Raw genomic sequence first — 19,669 nt, 5'->3', positions numbered from 1 at the left:
GCAGGTAACCTGAGTGATCTTCACGCGACGCTGCCTTCTGCATCTGACCAACGCGCCTCATAATCGCTCTGTTGTACCGGCGACGGCTTGCGAGCATGCAAAGGCTTGCGCAGTAGAAAGGCGAGATACACCGCCGGACTGTTGCTGCGGCGTTTGGCGCGTTTACCGGTCATGTGTGGATCAGCTATCGACCAAGGACGTTTGCGCGGAAGCGAGGGATATTCGAGGCATGTCAGGACTTCATATCCGAGACTTTTGCCGAAATAGCTATAGACGATCTCGGGGCTGAACTGCCAGAAGCCGTGGCCGAACCACCCGTCTCCGGGTGACATGCCCAGAAAAAGCCCGCCGGGCTTGAGCATATTATGGACATTCAAAAACGCCTGCGACGCGTTGAACACATGCTCGATTGTGCCGCCGTCAAAGATCAGGCTAAACGTCCGGTCAAGCTTTCCGGGGGTTGCCTGGTTCAGATCATGGACGTAGTCGCAGCCCTCATAGGCGGTGGCGTCCATGGATTTCATACCTTCGAAACCGATCGCAGCCAGCAGGTCTTCCGCATAGCCTTCAAAGGCACTCTGGTCAGGGCGTGTCCCATGGGGCGCTGCGGCAATTTCATCTGCAAGACGATCACGCAGACGCGGTGCGACAAACACTTCTTGTCGCCCTAACATCAAGGTGTCACCCGTAGGACGTTCCTGCCCGGCAGCTTCGATCAACATCTGCGTACCAGCCCAGTCAATGCCCATGCCACAGCCTCTCTTTTTTATTGCGGCGAAAGTTAAGCCGGTTTATTTGAAAGGGCAACAATGATAACCGGATTGAAGTTTCTGTTTAGACACCCCTGGCTCGCAAGGGCAATAACACACGGCAAGCCGGTACATGGTCAATACTCCCCTTTCCGTTGAAAATGCCACCACGCCTGGCACACTTTTGTTTTCAGCTCAGAAAGACGAAGGGCCGTTCTTGCTGGAATGGATCGCTTATCATCGAGCGATCGGGTTTGAGAACATTCTGATCTTCTCGAACAATTGCACCGACGGATCAGACGATCTGCTGGACACGGTTGCCGCAGCAGGGGCCATCACCCATATCCGTACCAACCCGCGCCCGGATGAAAGTGCTCAGGGCCATGCCGCCACGCTGACCCAAGCGCATCCACTATATCAGGCGGCAACCTGGGTTTGCTGGATCGATAGCGACGAGTTTCTCAATATCCATGCTGGTGCGGGCCATGTCAGCGATCTGATTTCCGCAATAGGTGATGGGCACGGAGCTATGCTGAGTTGGCGGCTTTTCGGGGATAGTTTCCTGTCAAACTGGCGAGCCGAGCGACTGACAACTGAGGGCTTCACGCGCGCGGCCCCTGCTGGCGCGCCGCCAAATCAACCCGTAAAGTGCTTTTTTCGCACCGGCGATTGGATTGAGCGATTATACATCCACCGACCAGTGTTCACGCCAGAGGCAGCTGGGCTTCGCTTTATCGATAATGATGGCGCGGTTGTGCCTGAGGCAATGATTCATGGCAAGCGCAACAATGGCATGCCAGCCAAGGACAATCCAAACCGCAAACGGCAAAACGCCCTGGCACAGGTAAACCACTACGCAGTGCGAACCTACGACGTGTTCCAACTCAAGAAAATCCGCGGCTCGGGAATGAAACCGATCGGGGCCAGCGCCGCGCTGCGCGGACGTCGACATGGTCAGCATTTCTGGGACAAACGAAACACAAACAAGAAAGAAGACACGTCGATCCACCGGCATCTGCCCGCCTTGAGGACCGAGCTGGATGCCCTGATGGCAGTTCCTTCCATTGCCGCCGCCCATCAGACTTGCTGCGCCAGGATGGCCGAGCGGATTCAGCAAGTAAGGGTGGGACTTTGATGTCATCTTCGGTGGACCATCTTGGCGAAGCGGCGCAAAGGGCTCTGGCAAAAGCCGCCCAGCTTGCCGGGCGTGGGCCAGTGAGGCGCCTTATTCGCGCGGCGCTGCCGCCTTCCCAAATCCGCTACGAGGGGTTGGTGTTTAACATCGATCCAGCGCGAAACTACACCGATTTTTTTCTTTGGATGAACGGACACCCCAAAGAGCGGAAGTCGCTGGCCCTCATCAGCGCGGCAGTGGCTGGTCAAAGAGTCTGTTTTCTGGATATCGGTGCAAATATGGGACTTTATAGCATTTGCGTCGCACAACAGGCAGGCGCCGGAAGTCAAGTACTGGCATTTGAACCGAACCCTGCCATGGCAGAGCGTTTGCAAGCCAATATCGTGGTGAATACCGAACTTAGTGCCGCGATCGAAATTGTGGACCGTGCCATTGGCGCCGAAGCAGGCCAGGCCACGTTGCAGATTCCCCATAACGCAGGCGAGGCCAGCCTGCGCTATACAGGCGATGGCGAAACAAGCGCTGTTGACGTGCAAGTGGCGCCTTTGTCCAACTATCTGCCGGGGCCAGAAGTGAGGTGGGACAAGGTCGTGCTCAAGGTGGACATCGAAGGCTATGAGGATGCTGCCTTACACAGCCTTCTGAGCTGTCCAAGCGCTCGCCTGCCCGATGCCATCCTGCTCGAGATCACCCATCGCGATCGCTGGACGACGGACATCATCGAAGTGTTGCTCGCGCATGGTTATGCCGAGACCCATAGACTGGAAGGCAACGCGTTTTTGCAACGCGGCGTGTGATGCTGGATGCGCTTCTCAGGATTTGGCCTTGGGCAGATCCCGTTTGCGCGATTTCTGGCGTTTGAGAATGGCAACCGTCTTGCGTGACACGAGGATTGCGTCAATCCAGGCGACCATTCTTTGTTCATGGCGATCACTGATATGCGGGTGTGACTTGCCGCTGGCAATTGCCGTTTGCAGCCGGGCGACAAGCTGCCAGAAGCTCTCATCGCAATCAGCATATTTTGATTGGCCGGGTTCGCCGCTGAACGACGTATGCACGTCCTCACAAATATAGATGCCTCCAGGCGGTAGCATCGGGAACAGCGTTTTGAATCCGAGGATCTGATGTGACCAGAAATGGCTGGCATCATCAAGGACAATTGAGGGTTTCCAACGTCTGAAAATCCGTCGCAGCGTTTTGGGGTTAGACGCGTCACCAATCTCGATATGCACGCGGCTTTCCTCGAATTCCTTGGAGACCTCACGGATATCCATCCCGACAATATCCGCATTTGGAAAAAATTCTTTCCACGTGCGCAAGGATGGTGCCCGTCTGCTTGGAATCCCGACGCCAAGCTCTAACATTGTGAATTTCTGATCGCGGTAGCCCGACAAAAGTGCCTCGTAAAAGCGCATATAGTCGTGTTTGGCTGAACGCTTATCCGTCCCCATCTCGGTTGCAATTGCATCCAAAGATCCTGTGGGTAAGAAGGGCACAACCGCGCCAAATTCACGCTCAGTTGCTGGAGCATCGTCCGTAGATTCCATTTATGTCCACTCCTACCGCTTACAATCGAGATTTAGGCTGGTTTTATCTGGTAACGTGTAAAAAAGATCAACCACACACGCGTTCGACTCCAAGCTGGCACGCATTAAAAGGCCTGCCCTAAGGATCGACGTTGGCTGATCTGGCATCGACGATGTCAATCACCCGCTCGCCATGCGGGGTATCGATGAAATCGTCGCGGCTCAGATATGGCCATATTTGTGACATATAGGTTGGCAGGCTCTGATACAGTGCTGCGATCGTTTCGGCCCGCACCCGCTCTTTGCGGCGGCGCATCGGGCCCATCGAGTATTCATCGTCAAACGCATCCCAGCCCACTGCATGAGCCAAATCCTTGAGTGGATCCTTGAAAGCCACACCGATCATCCGTTCACGGTCCCGCCAAGGTTTGCGGCGGGCGTTGAAGTGGATCACATGTGGATCGCGGGTTTCAATCATCAGGATGTGGTGCAGAATTTTGGTTTGCCAGTTCCAAAGCGGCGACACCTCAGCCCAACGGCCCTTCAGCACGTAGTTCAGCGCGCTTTGGTCGTGGAACCGGCAAAGCTCGGGGCAGGAGTCGAGAAAACGCAGGACTTCACCTACCAAATCCTGGCGCGCCCACTCCCTGGCATCAACCAAAAGATAGCCCGAGTTGAAATAGCCCCCCGTCGCCTCGGAGATCCCGAGCGACTGCATGTAGCCCTCATTCAAAGGTTTCACCGGCCCCCAGTTGAACCAGTCGCGCACCGCAGCGGCAGGTCGCCCCCCCAGATCGGCCTCCCAAAAGACATTCACATCGCCATGCCGCACGGCAACATCCGCGTCGAGATACAATATCCGGTCATAGTCAGCTTCGATCTTGCGGATTGCGAAGAGCCGCAGGAACGTCGCCATTGAGTAGCGTTCGGTGATTCCGGTTTTTACACTGAAGTCGCCCATCGGCAGCTGCTCAGCCGTCACACCGGGTCGGCATCGTTCGGTGAAACCGTCCGGGACATAGGTAGAGGAGAAGATGCGGATATCGAATTCCTTGCTTGCCGCGTGATCATACACGGCATTGGCAGCCAAGAGTGCAGGCCATATGTAATTATGGTCACATGCGAAAATGACCGCGTGTTTGTGCTTGGGCATACTCTAATCTCTTGCCAGGCGCCCTATCGCCGGGTTCTTTGTGTTTGTGCAACAAAATCTGCGTGGCGCAGTGCAAAGTCAATGATCATAGGGTTGTGCAGGCACACCCAACACGCAATGATGCGAGCATGCAGCGGGTATTACTCATTGGGGGAACCGGGTTTTGCGGCCCTCACTTGGCGCGTCTCTTGGCGGACGCGGGTGCCGAAGTCACCGTAGGTTCGCGCAGCGCGCGGGCCAATTTCAGCGCTTGGCACACACGGATTCTGGATGGGATCGAAGTACGACGGCTGGATATGCTCGACCCCTTCACGGTGCAGGCCGCCATGGAGGGGGTGGATACTGTTGTCCATGCCGCTTCGGTCTCGAAGTCGCGCAGCTCGGATCTGGCGTTGGAGCAAGACATCAATTCCAACCTCATCGGAACCGTGCATATCATGCGCGCAGCGGCATCAGCAGGCATCGAACGTGTGGTGCTTTTGTCATCCGCCGGTACGGTTTATGGTATGGGGCAGGACGCACCCTACACTGAGGTAGATGCTTGCGTGCCCATATCAAGCTATGGGATCGTAAAGCTGGCGGCCGAGAACTACGTCAAGTTGCTGGGCGAGACCCATGGTATATCGACTCTTATTGCCCGTCTGTCGAATCCGATTGGGCCGGGTCAGACCGGAGCTGATGGCCAAGGAATCGTTGCAGTCTTTTACAAACAGTTGATGCAAGACCTGCCGGTAAAAATCTTCGGCGATGGGAAAGCCGAACGCGACTATATTGATGTCACTGAAGCAATGGGTGCCGTGCGGGATCTGATGATCAGCCAGGCCGAAGGAATCTTCAACATCGGCTCGGGTCGGTCCTCAACCATCCTAGAGATCGCGGCAGCCTTGGAAGAAGTCGTTGGCAAGCGCTTGACGTACCAAAAAATTCCGCCCGCCCGCCCAGCAGATGTGGGACATATCAGGCTGAGTATCGACAAACTGGCCAACCAAATCGAGCGCTGCCCCGAGCGGGATCTGCTCCAAGTAATCAAGGGCTTTGTTGATTGGGCCTCGACCTGCTGACGTTTGGTGCGGGGTTGTGTCGGAAACTTTGCTACATGTGTGGACGCCCAAAACGTAAGAGGTAAGTGGCCGGTAAAAGCATCGGATCGCGTACTGATATTTTTGCGGCACTATGACATGCCGCTGGCTCGTATGGCGTTGGCGGATCCGGTCCGATTCAATACTACGTGCTCGAAGCACTTTGTAGTAAGCTGGTTCTCCTGAACCAGCCTCACGATCCTTAGGCCACATCGTCCATTGTTCTCTTCCGTTTCCGCCGCCTTGCACGTTAGCAGCCGGAGCCCAGTAGACTGCTCTTGTGTTCACCAAGTCCCAAAAATCCTCGCATCTTGTTATCCAGAGCCACCCGAACCGAGCCACGAAAAGTCCAAGCCTCATGTGTGCAACACCTCAAGAGTCAATATACCCCGAATATTTTCACATAACGCGCAGCGTAGTGCACCCGGTGGCTGAACCTGACGATGACCGGCCACAGGGTCATCCGGGTTTATGTGGCAGTGAGGCATGACCTTCATCCGCGCGAGCGGCTTTGGATGAAGAGCATGAGGGCACTCTGGCGGCGGTTATTCCGTACCCTCGTCGTCAGGGTTCCCGTTAACCGGTGCCCGCAGCGGGCATCGAGAGGCAGTACGCGAAACGGATTGATCTCACTACAATCCCCACACAAAAAAACTAGAAGCCAGACGGCTTATTGGGATATAAGCAGGCCCCTGGTCTATGAAGTGGAATGAGGGGGGTCCCTTCTTCGGGGATTATACATTCTTGGAACCTTGTTCCGGTTTTTGGCACCGCAGTGTACAAACAGGCCTTGCGGTTCGCTGGAGAATTTTCTGGTGTTCAAATTAGTTTTGCTGTGTCCGCAAGCCGTGTTGGTTCACTTCGACTGTGTAGTAAGAATGGCTTTTGTCTGAGGTAGTAACTCGAGACTTCCCGAGATATGAGCCCGCCAGGCTGGTCCGCGCTCCAGGGCGGTCTCATACGCCTCGGTCAGATCTTCGGGACGATTCTGATGCAGAACTTCGATCAGGAACTCTGCCTGTGCCCGGTCCTTTCTTGACTTCAGTTCATCCGGACCTCCGCGACGCCCGTCGGCGACGATCAGTTTGTGGATCGCAAATCGTTCCGGGCGGGGGATCTGTATCAGGATGCCGGAGCGATAAAGAAGCGGCGCCTGTAAGGGCTCGGCAATCAGATAGTTGAGAAAATGAAGGCTTTGCGCGCTTACCCCAAGAGCGGGAAGATCACGAAGTCCTTCCTGCTCGCTTAATGAGGGGGTGAGAAATTCAACCAGTGTCTGACGATTCGTCTGCCGCCATTTCCAAACCCTCCCCTTTTCCGGAGCCGGGACCGGATCGAACTTCATCTCAGAAAAGACTTCGTCTAAAGGGGTATCGACGGTGTCACCTAGAACAAGGGAAAGACGCTCGAAGCTGGCAATGTCGATATCGTCGGTCATGGCCGCCTGATCAAATCCGATCCGGACACCGAGCTCACCTTCGTAGCACCGGAAGGCCTGGGTTCCAACCAATGTGCCTCCGAGGCGAAATACGCCAGTCTTGGCCATGGCTGCAATGACCTGGCCGCTTCCGACATCAGTCATCAAGTACCCTTCGGCGCGGAGCGAGCGCATCAGGCGCGCTCGCTCACGCTCGGTCTGCTTTTCCACTTCGATGATTGCTTTCTGTCGGGACAAGCGATCCCTGAGATCTTTACTGTCTTCACCGATATATCGGTCGATGATTTCGTTCCCGATTCTGTAGTGATCATACCAATAGGCCTTTTTGCCAATGGACTTCAGCTTGGGTGATCCGCGGAGATTGGAAATCGAGCTGTCTTTCAGGGATCGTAGAAGATCTGTCCAAGCAGCGGTCCCGGTTGCAGAGTGATACTTGATCATAGCTTACCCCACGAAAAAATTCTCGTGGGGTATGTATGGATCAATCTTTTACCCTACGAAATATTTTTTGTAGGGTAGCAACGGTTTGTCTTCGTCGAATATACGGCGAAGTCTGGTAGCAGATCGTTCGTCTCCGTCGCAAACTCTTTAGTCTGTCTGTCGAACTGATCGATGGTCTGGTAGGGGACTAAGTTCCTAGACAACATTGTGGAACAAGACCACCGTTTCATCAAACGCCGGTGCTGCCCAATGTTGGGCTTCAAAGCCTTCACTTCAGCGGAATCCACATTGGCGGGTGTCGAAATGATCGACAGGATCCGAAAAGGTGGGCTCACGCCAAGAATCTGTCTTTACCAGCAGCTTGTCCAATTGGCAGGATAATCGATCCGAGCGTCGGTTCTTCTCAACTACGCTGCGATTTTGCGACAGAACCGTAAAAAACACATTATGATCGTTTTGCCTCTAACCTTTAACCGACTGTGAAGCATCTACTGAAATGAGATTCGCGACTGGAACAATCTGTGCGGTGATTTGATCTCTAAGCTGTGAGAGCATCATTTCATCCTGTTTGATGAATTCGATGAACGCCTGATTTAATGCGCTGAAGACAAGCACGCCCAAATCTGTCGCGACCAGGTTTCGGCGAACCTTTCCTCGATCCTGCAGAACCGAAATCAATTCAGTTACTTGCGCCACCAGCCGACGATCCTGTTCCGCATATCGCCGACCGCTTGGCGTGTTGGGATGTTCAATGGAATGAGCAATCGCCGTGCGCCACATTTCCTTGGAAAGGTATTCAAGTGAGTGATCGTAGTATTGGAAAATCAACGCCAGTATCGCGTCATCAACGCGAAGGGGAGGGTCGGCCAGGATGGGAGCGCCTGCGGCAATGACCTCTTCAACTTCCATGGCAACGGTGGCAATCAGAATGTCGCCCTTGGTCTCATAGTAGTTGTAGACTGTTCCAACCGACACCTCTGCCATTTCTGCCAGATCCTCGATTTTCACGGACCGATATCCGTGCGATCGGAACTTTGTGGAAGCGGCTTCCAGGATGCGACGCTCGCGTGCTGCTTTTTGCCGCTCTCTTAATCCTGTCATCGGGGAGACCGTCCTTGTTTGGCCCAAATCTAAATTTAGAGTTGACTAAAAAGATGAGGCTGTTCAAGTTTTTTCGAACAGACCCACTCAAAAACCGGGCGACCCGAAATCAACAGGAGATGAACGAATGCAAATTGGACGTAATATCCTTGGTGTATCGGCACTGGCCCTTATGGCTGGCAATGCCTGGGCCGAAGGCGAATTAAACGCACTAGTTTGGTGCGACCATACCGACCCCGAACTGATCGCTCCGTTTGAGGCTGAACATAACGTCAAAGTTAACCTGCGCGAATACGAAGGAACGGGCGCGGCTCTGGCTCTGCTGGAGCAATCCAGACCCGGTGACTGGGACGTGCTAGTCGTGGACGGGATTGATGTGTTCCGAGCGGTGGAAGCCGGTGTTCTGGCCCCCCTGCCCGAAGGTGCGGTCTCGACAGCAGACTATTTTCCCGAAGTGGTCATGGCTGAGAATAATACCATCGACGGCGTGACCTACGCGGTGACCGAGAAATTCGGCTATAACACGATCTCGTACAACTCCGACAAGGTCGATCCTGCGGACATGGAAAGCCTGTCCACCGTCTGGTCCGAGAAGTATGACGGAAGGATTTCGATCTATGACTACTACCTGCCGGTGATGGGGCTGGCGGCCATTTCCGAAGGCATCGCAACTGACGCAATTGGTGCGGGCGATCTGGAAAAGATCGGTGGCGTTCTATCGACGATGCGCGGACGCGCGGCCTCGGTTGCGGGCGTGGTTGCGGCGCAAACTGCGCTGGCGACCGGTGAAGTTGATATCGTTGTCGGCGGGGGAGAGTGGCTGACGGCGGTTCTGGCCTCGGAACAGCCGGACCTGACATGGACTATCCCAAAAGAAGGCGCGGTTCGCTGGGCGCAATCCATTGGCGTGGTCGAAGGGGCCAGCAACCCCGATCTGGCGGTTGAGTTCATCAAATACATCACCAGCCCCGAAGGCCAGGCTCGTCTGGCGACTTCATCCTGTTTTTGGGGCATGCCTGCGAATGCCAAGGCCGGGGACGTGCTGACGGATGTGCAGAAAGACATCCTGCGCTGGGATCAGCAACCTGACTATTTGGCGCTGACTCAGCTTTATCCTGCGCCGGATGCGGATCTGGATATTGAAATGCAGGATCTGTGGCTGGAAACACTGCAGCAGTGAACATGTCCAAAGACCAGTTTCGGGGCTGGGGGTTCGTTACCCCGGCCCTGCTTTGGACCATCGCCTTCTTCGTCGTGCCCTTCCTAGTTATGGGCGCCATGAGTCTGGCGTCGCTTGAGGGGCGCACGCTAATCTGGGATCTGTCGCTGGCCAATTATGCCAAGCTGCTGGAAAAGGCGTATCTTTGGCGCGCGATAGTGGTTTCGCTGGAAATCACGCTGACGGTGACCGTGATCTCGGTCGTGCTGGCCTATCCGCTGGCCTGGATCATTGCCTTTCGCGTGTCGCCGCGGTGGCAGCGATTGGCGCTGTTGCTGGCGATCCTGCCTTTTTGGACATCTTACGTCGTACGCTCTTACGCGTGGCTCTTGGTTCTGGCGCGCGAGGGGGTGGTAAACGAGACCCTTCTGTGGATCGGAGTCATCGCCGAACCGATCACGCTGGCCAACACGCGCTTCGCGACGGTGATGGGGTTCGTGCATTTCTTTGTGATGCTTTTGACCCTGACGATCTATGCCAACCTGATACAGTTGTCCCCGAATTATCGCCGGGCGGCGATGGACCTTGGGGCCAACGCGTTTCAAACGTTCCGACACGTGATCCTGCCACTGACCCTGCCCGGTATCGTCACCGGCGCCTTCCTGACCTTTGTGCTGTGTATCGGCGACTACGTGACACCGCAGATTCTGGGCGGCAACACCGAGCTGACAGTGCCGCAGGTCATCATGGTTCAACTGGGCCGGCGCGCGGATTTCCCGTTAGCCTCGGCGCTGGCCATTGTCTTGATGAGCATCGTCGCATTGGCTTATCTGCTCTCCGCCCGCTGGCTGAGGCTTGACCGGCTATGATGCGCTTTTTGCCCTGGGCTTACCTGATCGCAGCCTTTGTCTTTATCTACCTGCCGGTGGGCGTGCTGGTCCTGTTCTCGTTTCAGGAAGGATCGCTGCCGGTGCCGCCGTTCAACGGGCCGTCCCTGCAATGGTACCACACCATTCTGGGGGATGAGGATTTGATGGCGGCGCTGAGAAATTCGATCCTTGTTGCGTTCGGGTCCTCTGCTGTTGCCGTGGTGCTGGGATTTCTGGCCGCATACGGTCTGGCGCGGCATGTGCTGCCGGGATCGGCCCTGATCCGAGGGCTGCTTGTCGCTCCACTGACGGTCAGCTATCTGATCGTAGGGCTGGGCTTGCTAATCGTCTTAACGCGGTCGGGGTTTGGTGTTTCGTTGTGGACGGCGGCCATTGGCCATGTGGTCATCAACCTGCCTCTGGCCTTTGCCATCATCTATGCCTCGATGGGGGCGCAACAGCAAAACGCCGAACGTGCGGCGCGTGATCTGGGCGCGACCGAACCCAAGGTGATCCTGCTGGTCACTGTGCCGATGCTGCTGCCGTCCATCGCGGCGGCCTATTTTCTGTCGGTTACGCTCAGCTGGGACGAGTTCATCATCGCCTTCCTGTTGACGCGTTTTGACGTGACTCTGCCGGTCGAGATCTGGTCGCTGCTCAGGTCCGGCCTGTCGCCGCAATTGAACGCAATCGGCAGCTTTGTCTTCCTGATCTCGGTGGCCGTTGTGCTGCTGCTGGAACTCACCATTTTTCGGAAAGGCCACTAATGACCGCGTCTGTTACGCTTTCGGGTCTCAACCACTGGTTCGGTCAGTTTCAGGCGCTGTCCGGGATCGACCTGCAAATCGAAGCCGGAGAATACGTGACCCTGTTGGGCCCGTCCGGCTGCGGTAAGACGACTTTGCTGTCCATCCTTGGAGGCTTTCTGGAACCATCCGAGGGCCGCGTGCTGATCGGCGGTCAGGACATGACCCGCGTGGCGCCGGTCACACGCCCCACGACCACTGTGTTTCAGGACTATGCCCTTTTCCCGCACATGTCCCTTCGCGACAATGTGGGCTTCGGTTTGCGCATGGGCGGCATGGGCCGGAAAGAACGCCATGCCCGCGCCGAGCAGATGCTGGATCTTGTCGGTTTGAAGGAAGCAACGCTGAAACGACCCCATGCCTTGTCTGGCGGTCAGCGTCAGCGCGTGGCGCTGGCGCGGGCTTTGGCCGTGAACCCGGATGTATTGCTGTTGGATGAGCCGTTGGGCGCGCTGGACCTCAAGCTGCGGCGCTCGATGCAGGATGAGCTGAAAAGTCTTCAGCAACAGATCGGCACGACCTTTGTCCATGTCACCCACGATCAGGAAGAAGCCATGGCCATTGCTGACCGGATCGTGGTCATGAGTAAGGGCAGCATCGAAGATCACGGCACCCCGGACCGGGTTTATCGCCACCCCGCGACCTTGTTCACGGCGGATTTCATGGGTGAAAACAATCATATCGTAGGTGTGAAATCCGGGGCAGGTGTTGAAACGCCCTTTGGGCTTCTTCCTGCGCAGAATGCTCCAGCATCTGCGACGGCTGCGATCTGTCTGAGGCCCGAAGATGTTCGCGCCGATGATCAGGGCTCGTTTCCGATGGGGCAGGCCACCGTGACCTCGGCCGCGTTTTTCGGAACCTATTGCCGGGCGCATCTGTCACCGAACTGCGCTCCGGATCTGAGCCTAACCGCCTATCTGGCCCCCGATCGCCCATGGGTGCAAGGGGATGTGATACCGTTATCGGCAGATGTCGAGAATTTCCGCCTGTTTGAACCGGAGGTCACCTGATGCAACGCGCGCACCCACAGGACTGGTACCGCACCTCTCGCAAAGGCGAAGACGTCACCCTGATCGACGAGCCTTTTATCACGCCGTTCTATCGCTGCAACATGTGGCATGTGCGCGGGCGGGATCGGGATATGCTGGTCGATAGCGGCATGGGGGTTGTGTCGCTGCGCACGTGGGTGCCGCTGGTGACGGAACGTGCGTTGACGGCGGTCGCAAGCCATACGCATTTCGATCACATCGGCTGCCATCACGAGTTCGAAGACCGAGCGGTTCACAAGGCGGAGGCCGATACTCTGGAGAACCCAACCCGGACGACGACCTTGGCCGACCCTTACGTGACCGACGAGATTTTTGAATGTCTACCGCCCTTGCCCTACCGATCGGACAGCTATGCAGTCAACGGCGCTCGGGCAACGCGCTTGCTGGATGATGGCGATATCGTCGATCTTGGGGACAGGCATTTCGAGGTCATCCATACGCCAGGGCATTCACCGGGCGGTATCGCTTTGTGGGAGGCTGCGACCGGTATCCTGTTTTCTGGGGACATCGTCTATGATGGCGAATTGATCGAAGACACGTATCACAGCAACGCTGATGATTATTATCGGTCGATGGTGCGTCTGCATGACTTACCCGTTCAAACCGTGCATGGGGGACACTTCCCAAGCTATGGTCGTGATCGTCATCGACAAATTATTCGCGCATGGCTGGATGGAAAGAACGGGGCGAGATGACGGATATTTCCTCTAGACTCAGGACCCATTGATTTCTGTTAGGCGGCGTGATTCACGGTTCGAAAGCGAGCGATGAACATGTCTGATCTCTTCGGGCTAACGGACGCGCAGATGGCGCGCCTAGAACCTTTCTTTCCGAAGTCCCACGGGAAACCTCGCGTCGATGACAGGAGTGTTCTGAGTGGGATTTTATTCACCAATCGCAACGGGTTAAGATGACATCATGCGCCCAAGGAATACGGGCCACACAAGACCTTGTACAACCGTTGGAAGCGGTGGAGTGATAAAGGCCTCTTCGAGGCAATGATGCTGGGCCTGTCCGCCGATCACGGCGAGGAAAATACCGTGATGATTGATGCGACCTATCTGAAGGCGCACCGCACGGCGTCCAGCCTTGGGGTCAAAAAGGGGGCGAGGACGACTGATTGGCCAGACCAAAGGCGGCATGAACATAAAGCTACATGCCATCTATGGCAGCCAAGGACGCCCGTTGAACTTCTTTGTTACCGCCGGTCAGGTCAGTGATTATACCGGTGCGAAGGCCCTGCTAAACAGTCTGCCTGACGTGGATTGGCTGCTTGGAGATCGTGGATATTATGCCGATTGGTTCAGAGTAGCGTTACAAGACAAAAGGATAAAGGCCTGCATCCCTGGCCGAAGACAGCGAAAGAAGCCCATCCGATACGACAAGCGACGCTACAAACGTCGCAACCGCACTGAGATCATGTTCGGCAGATTGAAAGACTGGCGGCGAGTTGCAACGCGATACGACCGCTGCCCGAAGGCTTTCCTATCAGCAATCGCACTCGCGGCTACCGTCATATACTGGCTATGAGGCCTGAGCCTAATTCAACACTTCTGGACTTGTTCTCTCAAACCGCGTCTTTAATCCATTTGCCGGATTTGAAAGTGTGGACGCCCCAGTTGGCCTCGATGGGTAAAAGGCCTGAAAAACAAACTGAATCTCTCGGGTGGGGCTGATCTGGTCCTGAAAGGCTACACAAGCCAGGCTTTGGTGTGTCATGTTCGCCCCAATTAAATGTGCGGAGTAGAGAAAAAGATGGCGCGCAAGGGTACGGTCAAAGAGAACGCAGGGCTATCGCAAGATCCACACAGGACTCGGGACAGCAGTGAAAAGAACCTCGAAACTGCAATCGGGCGCGAGATTAAGTCGCTGCGTCTGCAGCAAGGTATTACAATTGCAGAGCTGGCAGCGCTGACAGGGCTGTCCATAAGCATGTTGTCCAAGATCGAAAACGGCGCGACCTCGGCTTCGTTGACGACCCTACAATTGCTGGCCAACGCGCTCAGTACACCGATCACCTCTTTCTTTCGCCGCTATGAAGAAACTAGAAACGCAGTGCATACCAAAGCGGGCGAAGGAGTTGAGACTGACCGGGCCGGTACGCGGGCCGGACATCAGTATAATCTTCTGGGCCATATTGGGGCGAACGCCAGTGGTGTGGTGGTCGAGCCTTATCTGATCACTCTGAATGAGGAATCTGATCGTTTTCCAACATTCCAGCACGATGGCATCGAAATGTTGTACATGTTGGAAGGTGAGGTGAATTACCGCCACGGAGACAGAATCTATCTCCTGAAACCGGGTGATACATTGTTTTTTGACGCTGATGCCCCGCATGGACCCGAAGTGCTGGTGAAATTGCCTGCCAAGTATCTCTCGGTCATCTCCTACCCACAGACCAGCTAGGATTTACCCTCTTGTCTTTTGACGTCCGGGGAGACTGCGCACCGGACTGGTTGAGTGTGCCTAAGTTTTGCGCAAGAGAAATTTCCTTTTAGGAAAAAAATATTCTTATAGTTGCTATATCGGGCGCCGCTCTGGTAGCTTCCGTCTCGACGAAATTCAAAGAGGCAAAAGCTGATGTGTGGAATTGTCGGCCTGTTTCTCAAAGACAGGACACTTGAACCTGAACTAGGCGCGATGCTGACCGAAATGTTGGTCACAATGACGGATCGCGGCCCGGACAGCGCGGGGATAGCGATTTATGGAGCGGAATCGGTTGGTTCCGCCAAGGTGACGGTTCAGTCTGATCAGCCGGACGAAGATTTCGCCACGCTTGCTGCGGATCTTGGCGCTGCAATTGGGGCAGAAGTTACTCTGCGCGCCAACGACACCCATGCCGTGCTGGAACTGGACGGATCCAAGGTTGAGCAGGGCCGTCAGGCGGTACGCGAACTGCGCCCTGGGCTGCGGGTAATGTCGGATGGCGCGGCCCTTGAGATCTACAAAGAGGTTGGTCTGCCAAAGGATGTGGCTGATCGGTTCAGCCTGTCGAACATGAGCGGCAGCCATGGGATCGGTCACACGCGCATGGCGACCGAATCTGCAGTGACGACCGGAGGCGCGCACCCGTTTAACACCGGGTCGGATCAGTGTCTGGTGCATAACGGATCGTTGTCCAACCACAACGCGCTGCGCCGCAAGCTGAAACGCGAAGGCGTGCGGGTTGAATCGATGAACGACACCGAGGTCGGTGCGGCCTACCTGACGTGGAAAATGCAGAACGGGGCCACGCTGGGCGAGGCGCTCGAAAGCAGCCTGCAAGATCTTGACGGGTTCTTCACCTTTGTCGTCGGCACCAAGGATGGCTTCGGAGTCGTGCGTGACCCCATCGCCTGCAAGCCCGCAGTGATGGCCGAAACTGACCAGTACGTGGCCTTCGGCAGCGAATACCGTGCTCTGGTTAACCTGCCAGGTATCGAAGATGCCCGCGTATGGGAACCCGAACCCGCAACCGTCTATTTCTGGAGCCACTAAGATGCAGAGTTACGATGTTGCAGAGAACGGCCTGAGCGGCTTGAACGCGGCGCTACAGGCACAAAGCGCCGAGACCAACCAGACCCATTGGGAAGTACAGAACCCCAAGGGTAGCCATGCGATTGCCGTAGGGCTGGATGCGCCGATTGAGGTGACCGTCAAAGGATCGACTGGATACTATTGCGCGGGGATGAACCAGCAGGCGACTATCCGGGTTGAAGGCTCAGTCGGGCCGGGCGTGGCCGAGAACATGATGTCCGGCACCGTGATCGTGGATGGTGACGCCAGCCAGTATGCCGGGGCGACCGGTCATGGCGGGTTGTTGGTGATCAAGGGCAATGCCAGCTCGCGGTGCGGGATCTCGATGAAAGGGATCGATATCGTTGTGCACGGCAATATCGGCCATATGTCCGCCTTCATGGCGCAGGCGGGCAATCTGGTGGTCTGCGGTGATGCGGGTGATGCACTGGGAGACTCGCTTTACGAGGCGCGTCTGTTCGTACGTGGCTCTGTCAAAAGCCTTGGGGCTGACTGCATCGAAAAAGAAATGCGGCCTGAACACATAGAAGTATTGAAGGACCTCTTGGAGCGTGCAGGCAGCGACGCCCAACCGGAAGAGTTCAAACGCTATGGCTCGGCCCGGCAGCTCTACAATTTCGATGTCGATAACGCGGCTGCATATTGAAGAAGGGTAGGAAAGATATGAGCGATCAAACCCCCCGAACCATGCCGATCCAATCGGCGACGTTTTCAAACCCGATCAACGCCGAAATCCGGCGCGCAGCGGCAACCGGCATCTATGATATTCGCGGTGGTGGGGCCAAACGCAAGGTGCCGCATTTCGATGATCTGCTGTTTCTGGGTGCATCGGTGTCGCGTTATCCGCTGGAGGGCTATCGTGAGCGATGCGACACTTCGGTCACGCTGGGCACGCGCTTTGCCAAGAAACCCATCGAACTCGACATTCCAATCACCATCGCAGGCATGAGCTTTGGCGCCTTGTCCGGCCCCGCGAAAGAGGCGTTGGGACGCGGCGCCTCGATGGCGGGCACCTCCACCACCACGGGCGATGGCGGCATGACGCCCGAGGAGCGTGGGCATTCCTCCAAACTGGTTTATCAGTACCTGCCCTCGCGCTACGGCATGAACCCCAACGACTTGCGCAAGGCGGACGCGATCGAGATCGTGGTTGGTCAGGGGGCAAAGCCCGGCGGCGGCGGTATGTTGCTGGGTCAGAAGATCAGTGACCGTGTGGCGGAGATGCGGACATTGCCCAAAGGGATCGACCAGCGTTCAGCTTGTCGCCATCCGGACTGGACCGGGCCGGACGATCTTGAGATCAAGATCCTCGAGCTGCGTGAAATTACCAATTGGCAGGTGCCAATCTACGTGAAGGTTGGCGCAACCCGGCCCTACTACGACACGGCGCTCGCGGTAAAGGCCGGGGCTGATGTTGTGGTGATGGACGGGATGCAAGGCGGCACAGCCGCAACACAGGACGTGTTCATCGAACATGTGGGCATCCCGACGCTGGCCTGTATTCGCCCTGCCGTTCAAGCGTTGCAGGATCTGGGCGTGCATCGTGAGGTGCAACTGGTGATCTCGGGCGGTATTCGCTCTGGCGCCGACGTGGCCAAGGCTATGGCGTTGGGGGCGGATGCGGTGGCCATCGGGACTGCCGCTCTGATCGCTTTGGGCGACAATGACCCGAAATGGGAAACCGAGTATCAGAAACTTGGCACCACTACCGGGGCCTATGACGACTGGCATGAAGGGCTAGACCCGGCAGGGATTACGACGCAGGACCCGGAACTGGCGGCCCGTCTTGATCCGGTTGAGGCTGGGCGTCGCCTGCGCAACTATCTGAAAGTGATGACGCTGGAGGCTCAGACAATCGCGCGGGCCTGTGGACACAATGATCTGCATAACCTCGAACCTGAGGATCTGTGCGCTCTGACCATGGAAGCTGCCGCAATGGCGCGGGTGCCGTTAGCAGGCACCGACTGGTATCCGGGCAAGGCCGGGTTCTAACATTCGCGGGCGCGACCCTAATCTGGGTTGCGCCCTTTCTTTTTGCTCCAACAGGGAAAGGAAAGCCGACCATGACTACAGATCTGGCAGCTTTCGCCAAAGAAAAAGGCGTCAAATACTTCATGATTTCGTTCACCGACCTGTTCGGTGGACAGCGGGCCAAGCTGGTGCCCGCGCAGGCAATCGCAGACATGCAGGAAGAGGGCGCAGGCTTTGCCGGGTTCGCCACCTATCTGGACATGACCCCTGCACATCCCGACATGCTGGCGGTGCCGGACCCGTCCTCGGTGATCCAACTGCCTTGGAAGCCCGAGGTCGCCTGGGTCGCGGGCAACTGTGTTATGGAAGGCGAGGATGTCGCACAAGCCCCTCGTAACGTCCTGCGCCGTTTGATTGATGAGGCCGCCGACGAAGGGCTGCATGTCAAAACCGGAGTCGAAGCCGAGTTCTTCCTGCTGACTCCGGACGGAGAGCAGATCAGTGACCCGTTCGATACCGCCGCCAAGCCCTGCTATGATCAACAGGCGGTCATGCGTCGCTATGACGTGGTGCGTGAAATCTGCGACTACATGTTGGAACTGGGCTGGGGCCCGTATCAGAACGACCACGAAGACGCCAATGGCCAGTTCGAGATGAACTGGGAATTCGACGATGTTCTGCGCACCGCCGACAAGCATTCTTTTTTCAAGTTCATGACTAAATCGGTGGCCGAAAAGCACGGTTTCCGCGCGACGTTCATGCCGAAACCGGTCGAAGGTCTGACGGGTAACGGTTGCCACGCCCACATCTCGGTCTGGGATGCTCCTGGCGCGGATGCCAAGACCAACGTGTTTGCTGGTGAGGGCGAAGGCCCGACGGGTGAGATGGGCCTGAGCGAGAAGGGCAAGCACTTCCTCGGCGGCATCATGAAACACGCCAGCGCGCTGGCTGCGATCACGAACCCGACGGTGAATTCCTACAAGCGGATCAACGCGCCTCGTACCATGTCGGGGGCCACATGGGCTCCGAACACCGTGACTTGGACCGGCAACAACCGCACGCATATGGTCCGCGTTCCGGGTCCGGGCCGTTTCGAGCTGCGCCTAGCCGACGGGGCGACGAACCCATACCTGTTGCAGGCTGTCATTATCGCGGCGGGATTGTCTGGCATCCGCTCAAAAGCCGATCCGGGGCGGCGCTATGACCTTGATATGTACGCAGAAGGTCACACAGTAACCGACGCGCCGAAATTGCCGCTGAATATGCTGGATGCGCTGCGTGAATATGACAAGGATGCCGGGCTAAAGGCTGCGATGGGGCATGAATTCTCTGCCGCTTATCTGAAGATGAAGCATCAGGAGTGGAACTCATTCGTCTCTCATTTTTCGCGTTGGGAAAAAGTGCATACGCTGGATATCTGATGAGGCTGCAGGCCGATCGGTAAACAATGAACCGCCGTACCACGAACGTGCCGCCGTTTCGCCGCAGAAACGGTGGCACGTACTTTCGGGACATCGCAACTGAAAGCCGCTGCAACTGGGCGAAGCTGGTTGCGCAGAGGATCAGTTGTCTTCGAATTGTACGCTTATGGCCCTTAGAACCGGGCCGGTCTCGCCCGCTGCCGCCAGTTGTTCGCGGAACGCCTGCCTCTGTCGTCCCTGGCCAATGCCGATCATA

18 protein-coding genes and 2 pseudogenes are annotated in these 19,669 nt (G+C 56.4%); 15 read left to right on the top strand and 5 right to left on the bottom strand.

Annotation, left to right across the window (positions count from 1 at the left end; genetic code table 11):
• Positions 1-20 precede the first annotated feature (20 nt).
• Positions 21-749, bottom strand: a complete 729-nt coding sequence (locus ACR0ER_RS18825; protein WP_480770260.1) for a hypothetical protein — start codon at positions 747-749, stop codon at positions 21-23.
• 133 nt (positions 750-882) lie between these two features.
• Here ACR0ER_RS18825 and ACR0ER_RS18820 point away from each other — a divergent pair, with 133 nt between their 5' ends.
• Together ACR0ER_RS18820 and ACR0ER_RS18815 are read left to right on the top strand one after the other, a co-directional pair.
• Positions 883-1,884: a glycosyltransferase family 2 protein gene (locus ACR0ER_RS18820; RefSeq protein WP_480770259.1), complete on the top strand. Its 1,002-nt coding sequence runs from the start codon at positions 883-885 to the stop codon at positions 1,882-1,884.
• Positions 1,884-2,681: an FkbM family methyltransferase gene (locus ACR0ER_RS18815; protein ID WP_480770258.1), complete on the top strand. Its 798-nt coding sequence runs from the start codon at positions 1,884-1,886 to the stop codon at positions 2,679-2,681. Before ACR0ER_RS18820 ends, ACR0ER_RS18815 begins: the two co-directional genes overlap by 1 nt.
• 15 nt (positions 2,682-2,696) lie before the next feature.
• Here the strand turns inward: ACR0ER_RS18815 and ACR0ER_RS18810 are convergent, their stop codons facing one another.
• The gene (locus tag ACR0ER_RS18810; protein WP_480770257.1) at positions 2,697-3,431 is read right to left on the bottom strand and encodes a hypothetical protein; all 735 of its coding nucleotides are present in this window, start codon (positions 3,429-3,431) and stop codon (positions 2,697-2,699) included.
• Between the two features lie 118 nt (positions 3,432-3,549).
• Positions 3,550-4,563, bottom strand: a complete 1,014-nt coding sequence (locus ACR0ER_RS18805) for a glycosyltransferase family 8 protein (protein ID WP_480770256.1) — start codon at positions 4,561-4,563, stop codon at positions 3,550-3,552.
• 128 nt (positions 4,564-4,691) lie between these two features.
• On the opposite strand from ACR0ER_RS18805, the gene ACR0ER_RS18800 reads away from it, so the two are divergent.
• Positions 4,692-5,624 carry an NAD-dependent epimerase/dehydratase family protein gene (locus ACR0ER_RS18800; RefSeq protein ID WP_480770255.1) on the top strand — a complete coding sequence of 311 codons (933 nt, stop codon included), beginning with the start codon at positions 4,692-4,694 and terminating at the stop codon, positions 5,622-5,624.
• A gap of 874 nt (positions 5,625-6,498) precedes the next feature.
• Here ACR0ER_RS18800 and ACR0ER_RS18795 read toward each other — a convergent pair.
• Entirely contained in the window at positions 6,499-7,521 is a 1,023-nt protein-coding gene (locus ACR0ER_RS18795) for a nucleotidyltransferase family protein (RefSeq protein ID WP_480770254.1), read from the bottom strand.
• A gap of 189 nt (positions 7,522-7,710) precedes the next feature.
• Here ACR0ER_RS18795 and ACR0ER_RS18790 point away from each other — a divergent pair.
• Positions 7,711-7,902, top strand: a pseudogene (locus ACR0ER_RS18790) (DDE-type integrase/transposase/recombinase); the annotation flags it as partial.
• Positions 7,903-7,983: 81 nt separating this feature from the next.
• Here ACR0ER_RS18790 and ACR0ER_RS18785 read toward each other — a convergent pair.
• Positions 7,984-8,622, bottom strand: a complete 639-nt coding sequence (locus ACR0ER_RS18785) for a TetR/AcrR family transcriptional regulator (protein WP_480770253.1) — start codon at positions 8,620-8,622, stop codon at positions 7,984-7,986.
• Between the two features lie 127 nt (positions 8,623-8,749).
• Here ACR0ER_RS18785 and ACR0ER_RS18780 point away from each other — a divergent pair, with 127 nt between their 5' ends.
• The 11 genes and pseudogenes from ACR0ER_RS18780 to glnT all read left to right on the top strand — a co-directional run bounded on the left by ACR0ER_RS18780 (position 8,750) and on the right by glnT (position 19,413).
• Positions 8,750-9,802 (top strand): extracellular solute-binding protein, encoded by a 1,053-nt coding sequence (locus tag ACR0ER_RS18780; protein ID WP_480770252.1) that lies wholly within the window; start codon positions 8,750-8,752, stop codon positions 9,800-9,802.
• A gap of 2 nt (positions 9,803-9,804) precedes the next feature.
• On the top strand, positions 9,805-10,650 hold the full coding sequence (locus ACR0ER_RS18775) for an ABC transporter permease (RefSeq protein WP_480770251.1): 846 nt from the start codon (positions 9,805-9,807) through the stop codon (positions 10,648-10,650).
• Complete coding sequence (locus tag ACR0ER_RS18770) at positions 10,647-11,417, top strand: ABC transporter permease (RefSeq protein ID WP_480770250.1); 771 nt, start codon at positions 10,647-10,649, stop codon at positions 11,415-11,417. The genes ACR0ER_RS18775 and ACR0ER_RS18770 overlap by 4 nt, the downstream gene beginning before the upstream one ends.
• Positions 11,417-12,466 carry an ABC transporter ATP-binding protein gene (locus ACR0ER_RS18765; RefSeq protein ID WP_480770249.1) on the top strand — a complete coding sequence of 350 codons (1,050 nt, stop codon included), beginning with the start codon at positions 11,417-11,419 and terminating at the stop codon, positions 12,464-12,466. Before ACR0ER_RS18770 ends, ACR0ER_RS18765 begins: the two co-directional genes overlap by 1 nt.
• Positions 12,466-13,200: an MBL fold metallo-hydrolase gene (locus ACR0ER_RS18760; protein WP_480770248.1), complete on the top strand. Its 735-nt coding sequence runs from the start codon at positions 12,466-12,468 to the stop codon at positions 13,198-13,200. The genes ACR0ER_RS18765 and ACR0ER_RS18760 overlap by 1 nt, the downstream gene beginning before the upstream one ends.
• Positions 13,201-13,278: 78 nt before the next feature.
• Positions 13,279-14,035 (top strand): annotated as a pseudogene (locus tag ACR0ER_RS18755) (IS5 family transposase).
• A gap of 225 nt (positions 14,036-14,260) precedes the next feature.
• A complete protein-coding gene (locus tag ACR0ER_RS18750) occupies positions 14,261-14,911 on the top strand; it encodes a helix-turn-helix domain-containing protein (protein ID WP_480770247.1) in 651 nt (216 codons plus the stop codon).
• 174 nt (positions 14,912-15,085) lie between these two features.
• Positions 15,086-15,982, top strand: a complete 897-nt coding sequence (locus ACR0ER_RS18745; protein WP_480770246.1) for a class II glutamine amidotransferase — start codon at positions 15,086-15,088, stop codon at positions 15,980-15,982.
• Between the two features lies 1 nt (position 15,983).
• A complete protein-coding gene (locus tag ACR0ER_RS18740; protein ID WP_480770245.1) occupies positions 15,984-16,667 on the top strand; it encodes a protein GlxC in 684 nt (227 codons plus the stop codon).
• 17 nt (positions 16,668-16,684) lie between these two features.
• Entirely contained in the window at positions 16,685-18,013 is a 1,329-nt protein-coding gene (locus tag ACR0ER_RS18735; protein ID WP_480770244.1) for an FMN-binding glutamate synthase family protein, read from the top strand.
• A 71-nt stretch (positions 18,014-18,084) separates the two neighbouring features.
• Positions 18,085-19,413 (top strand): type III glutamate--ammonia ligase, encoded by a 1,329-nt coding sequence (gene glnT, locus ACR0ER_RS18730; RefSeq protein ID WP_480770243.1) that lies wholly within the window; start codon positions 18,085-18,087, stop codon positions 19,411-19,413.
• Positions 19,414-19,669: the final 256 nt, after the last annotated feature.

The organism is Ruegeria sp. CH8, from assembly GCF_056536985.1.
Note: the sequence above shows the minus strand (reverse complement) of the source record. Positions and strands in the feature narration are given on the sequence as shown.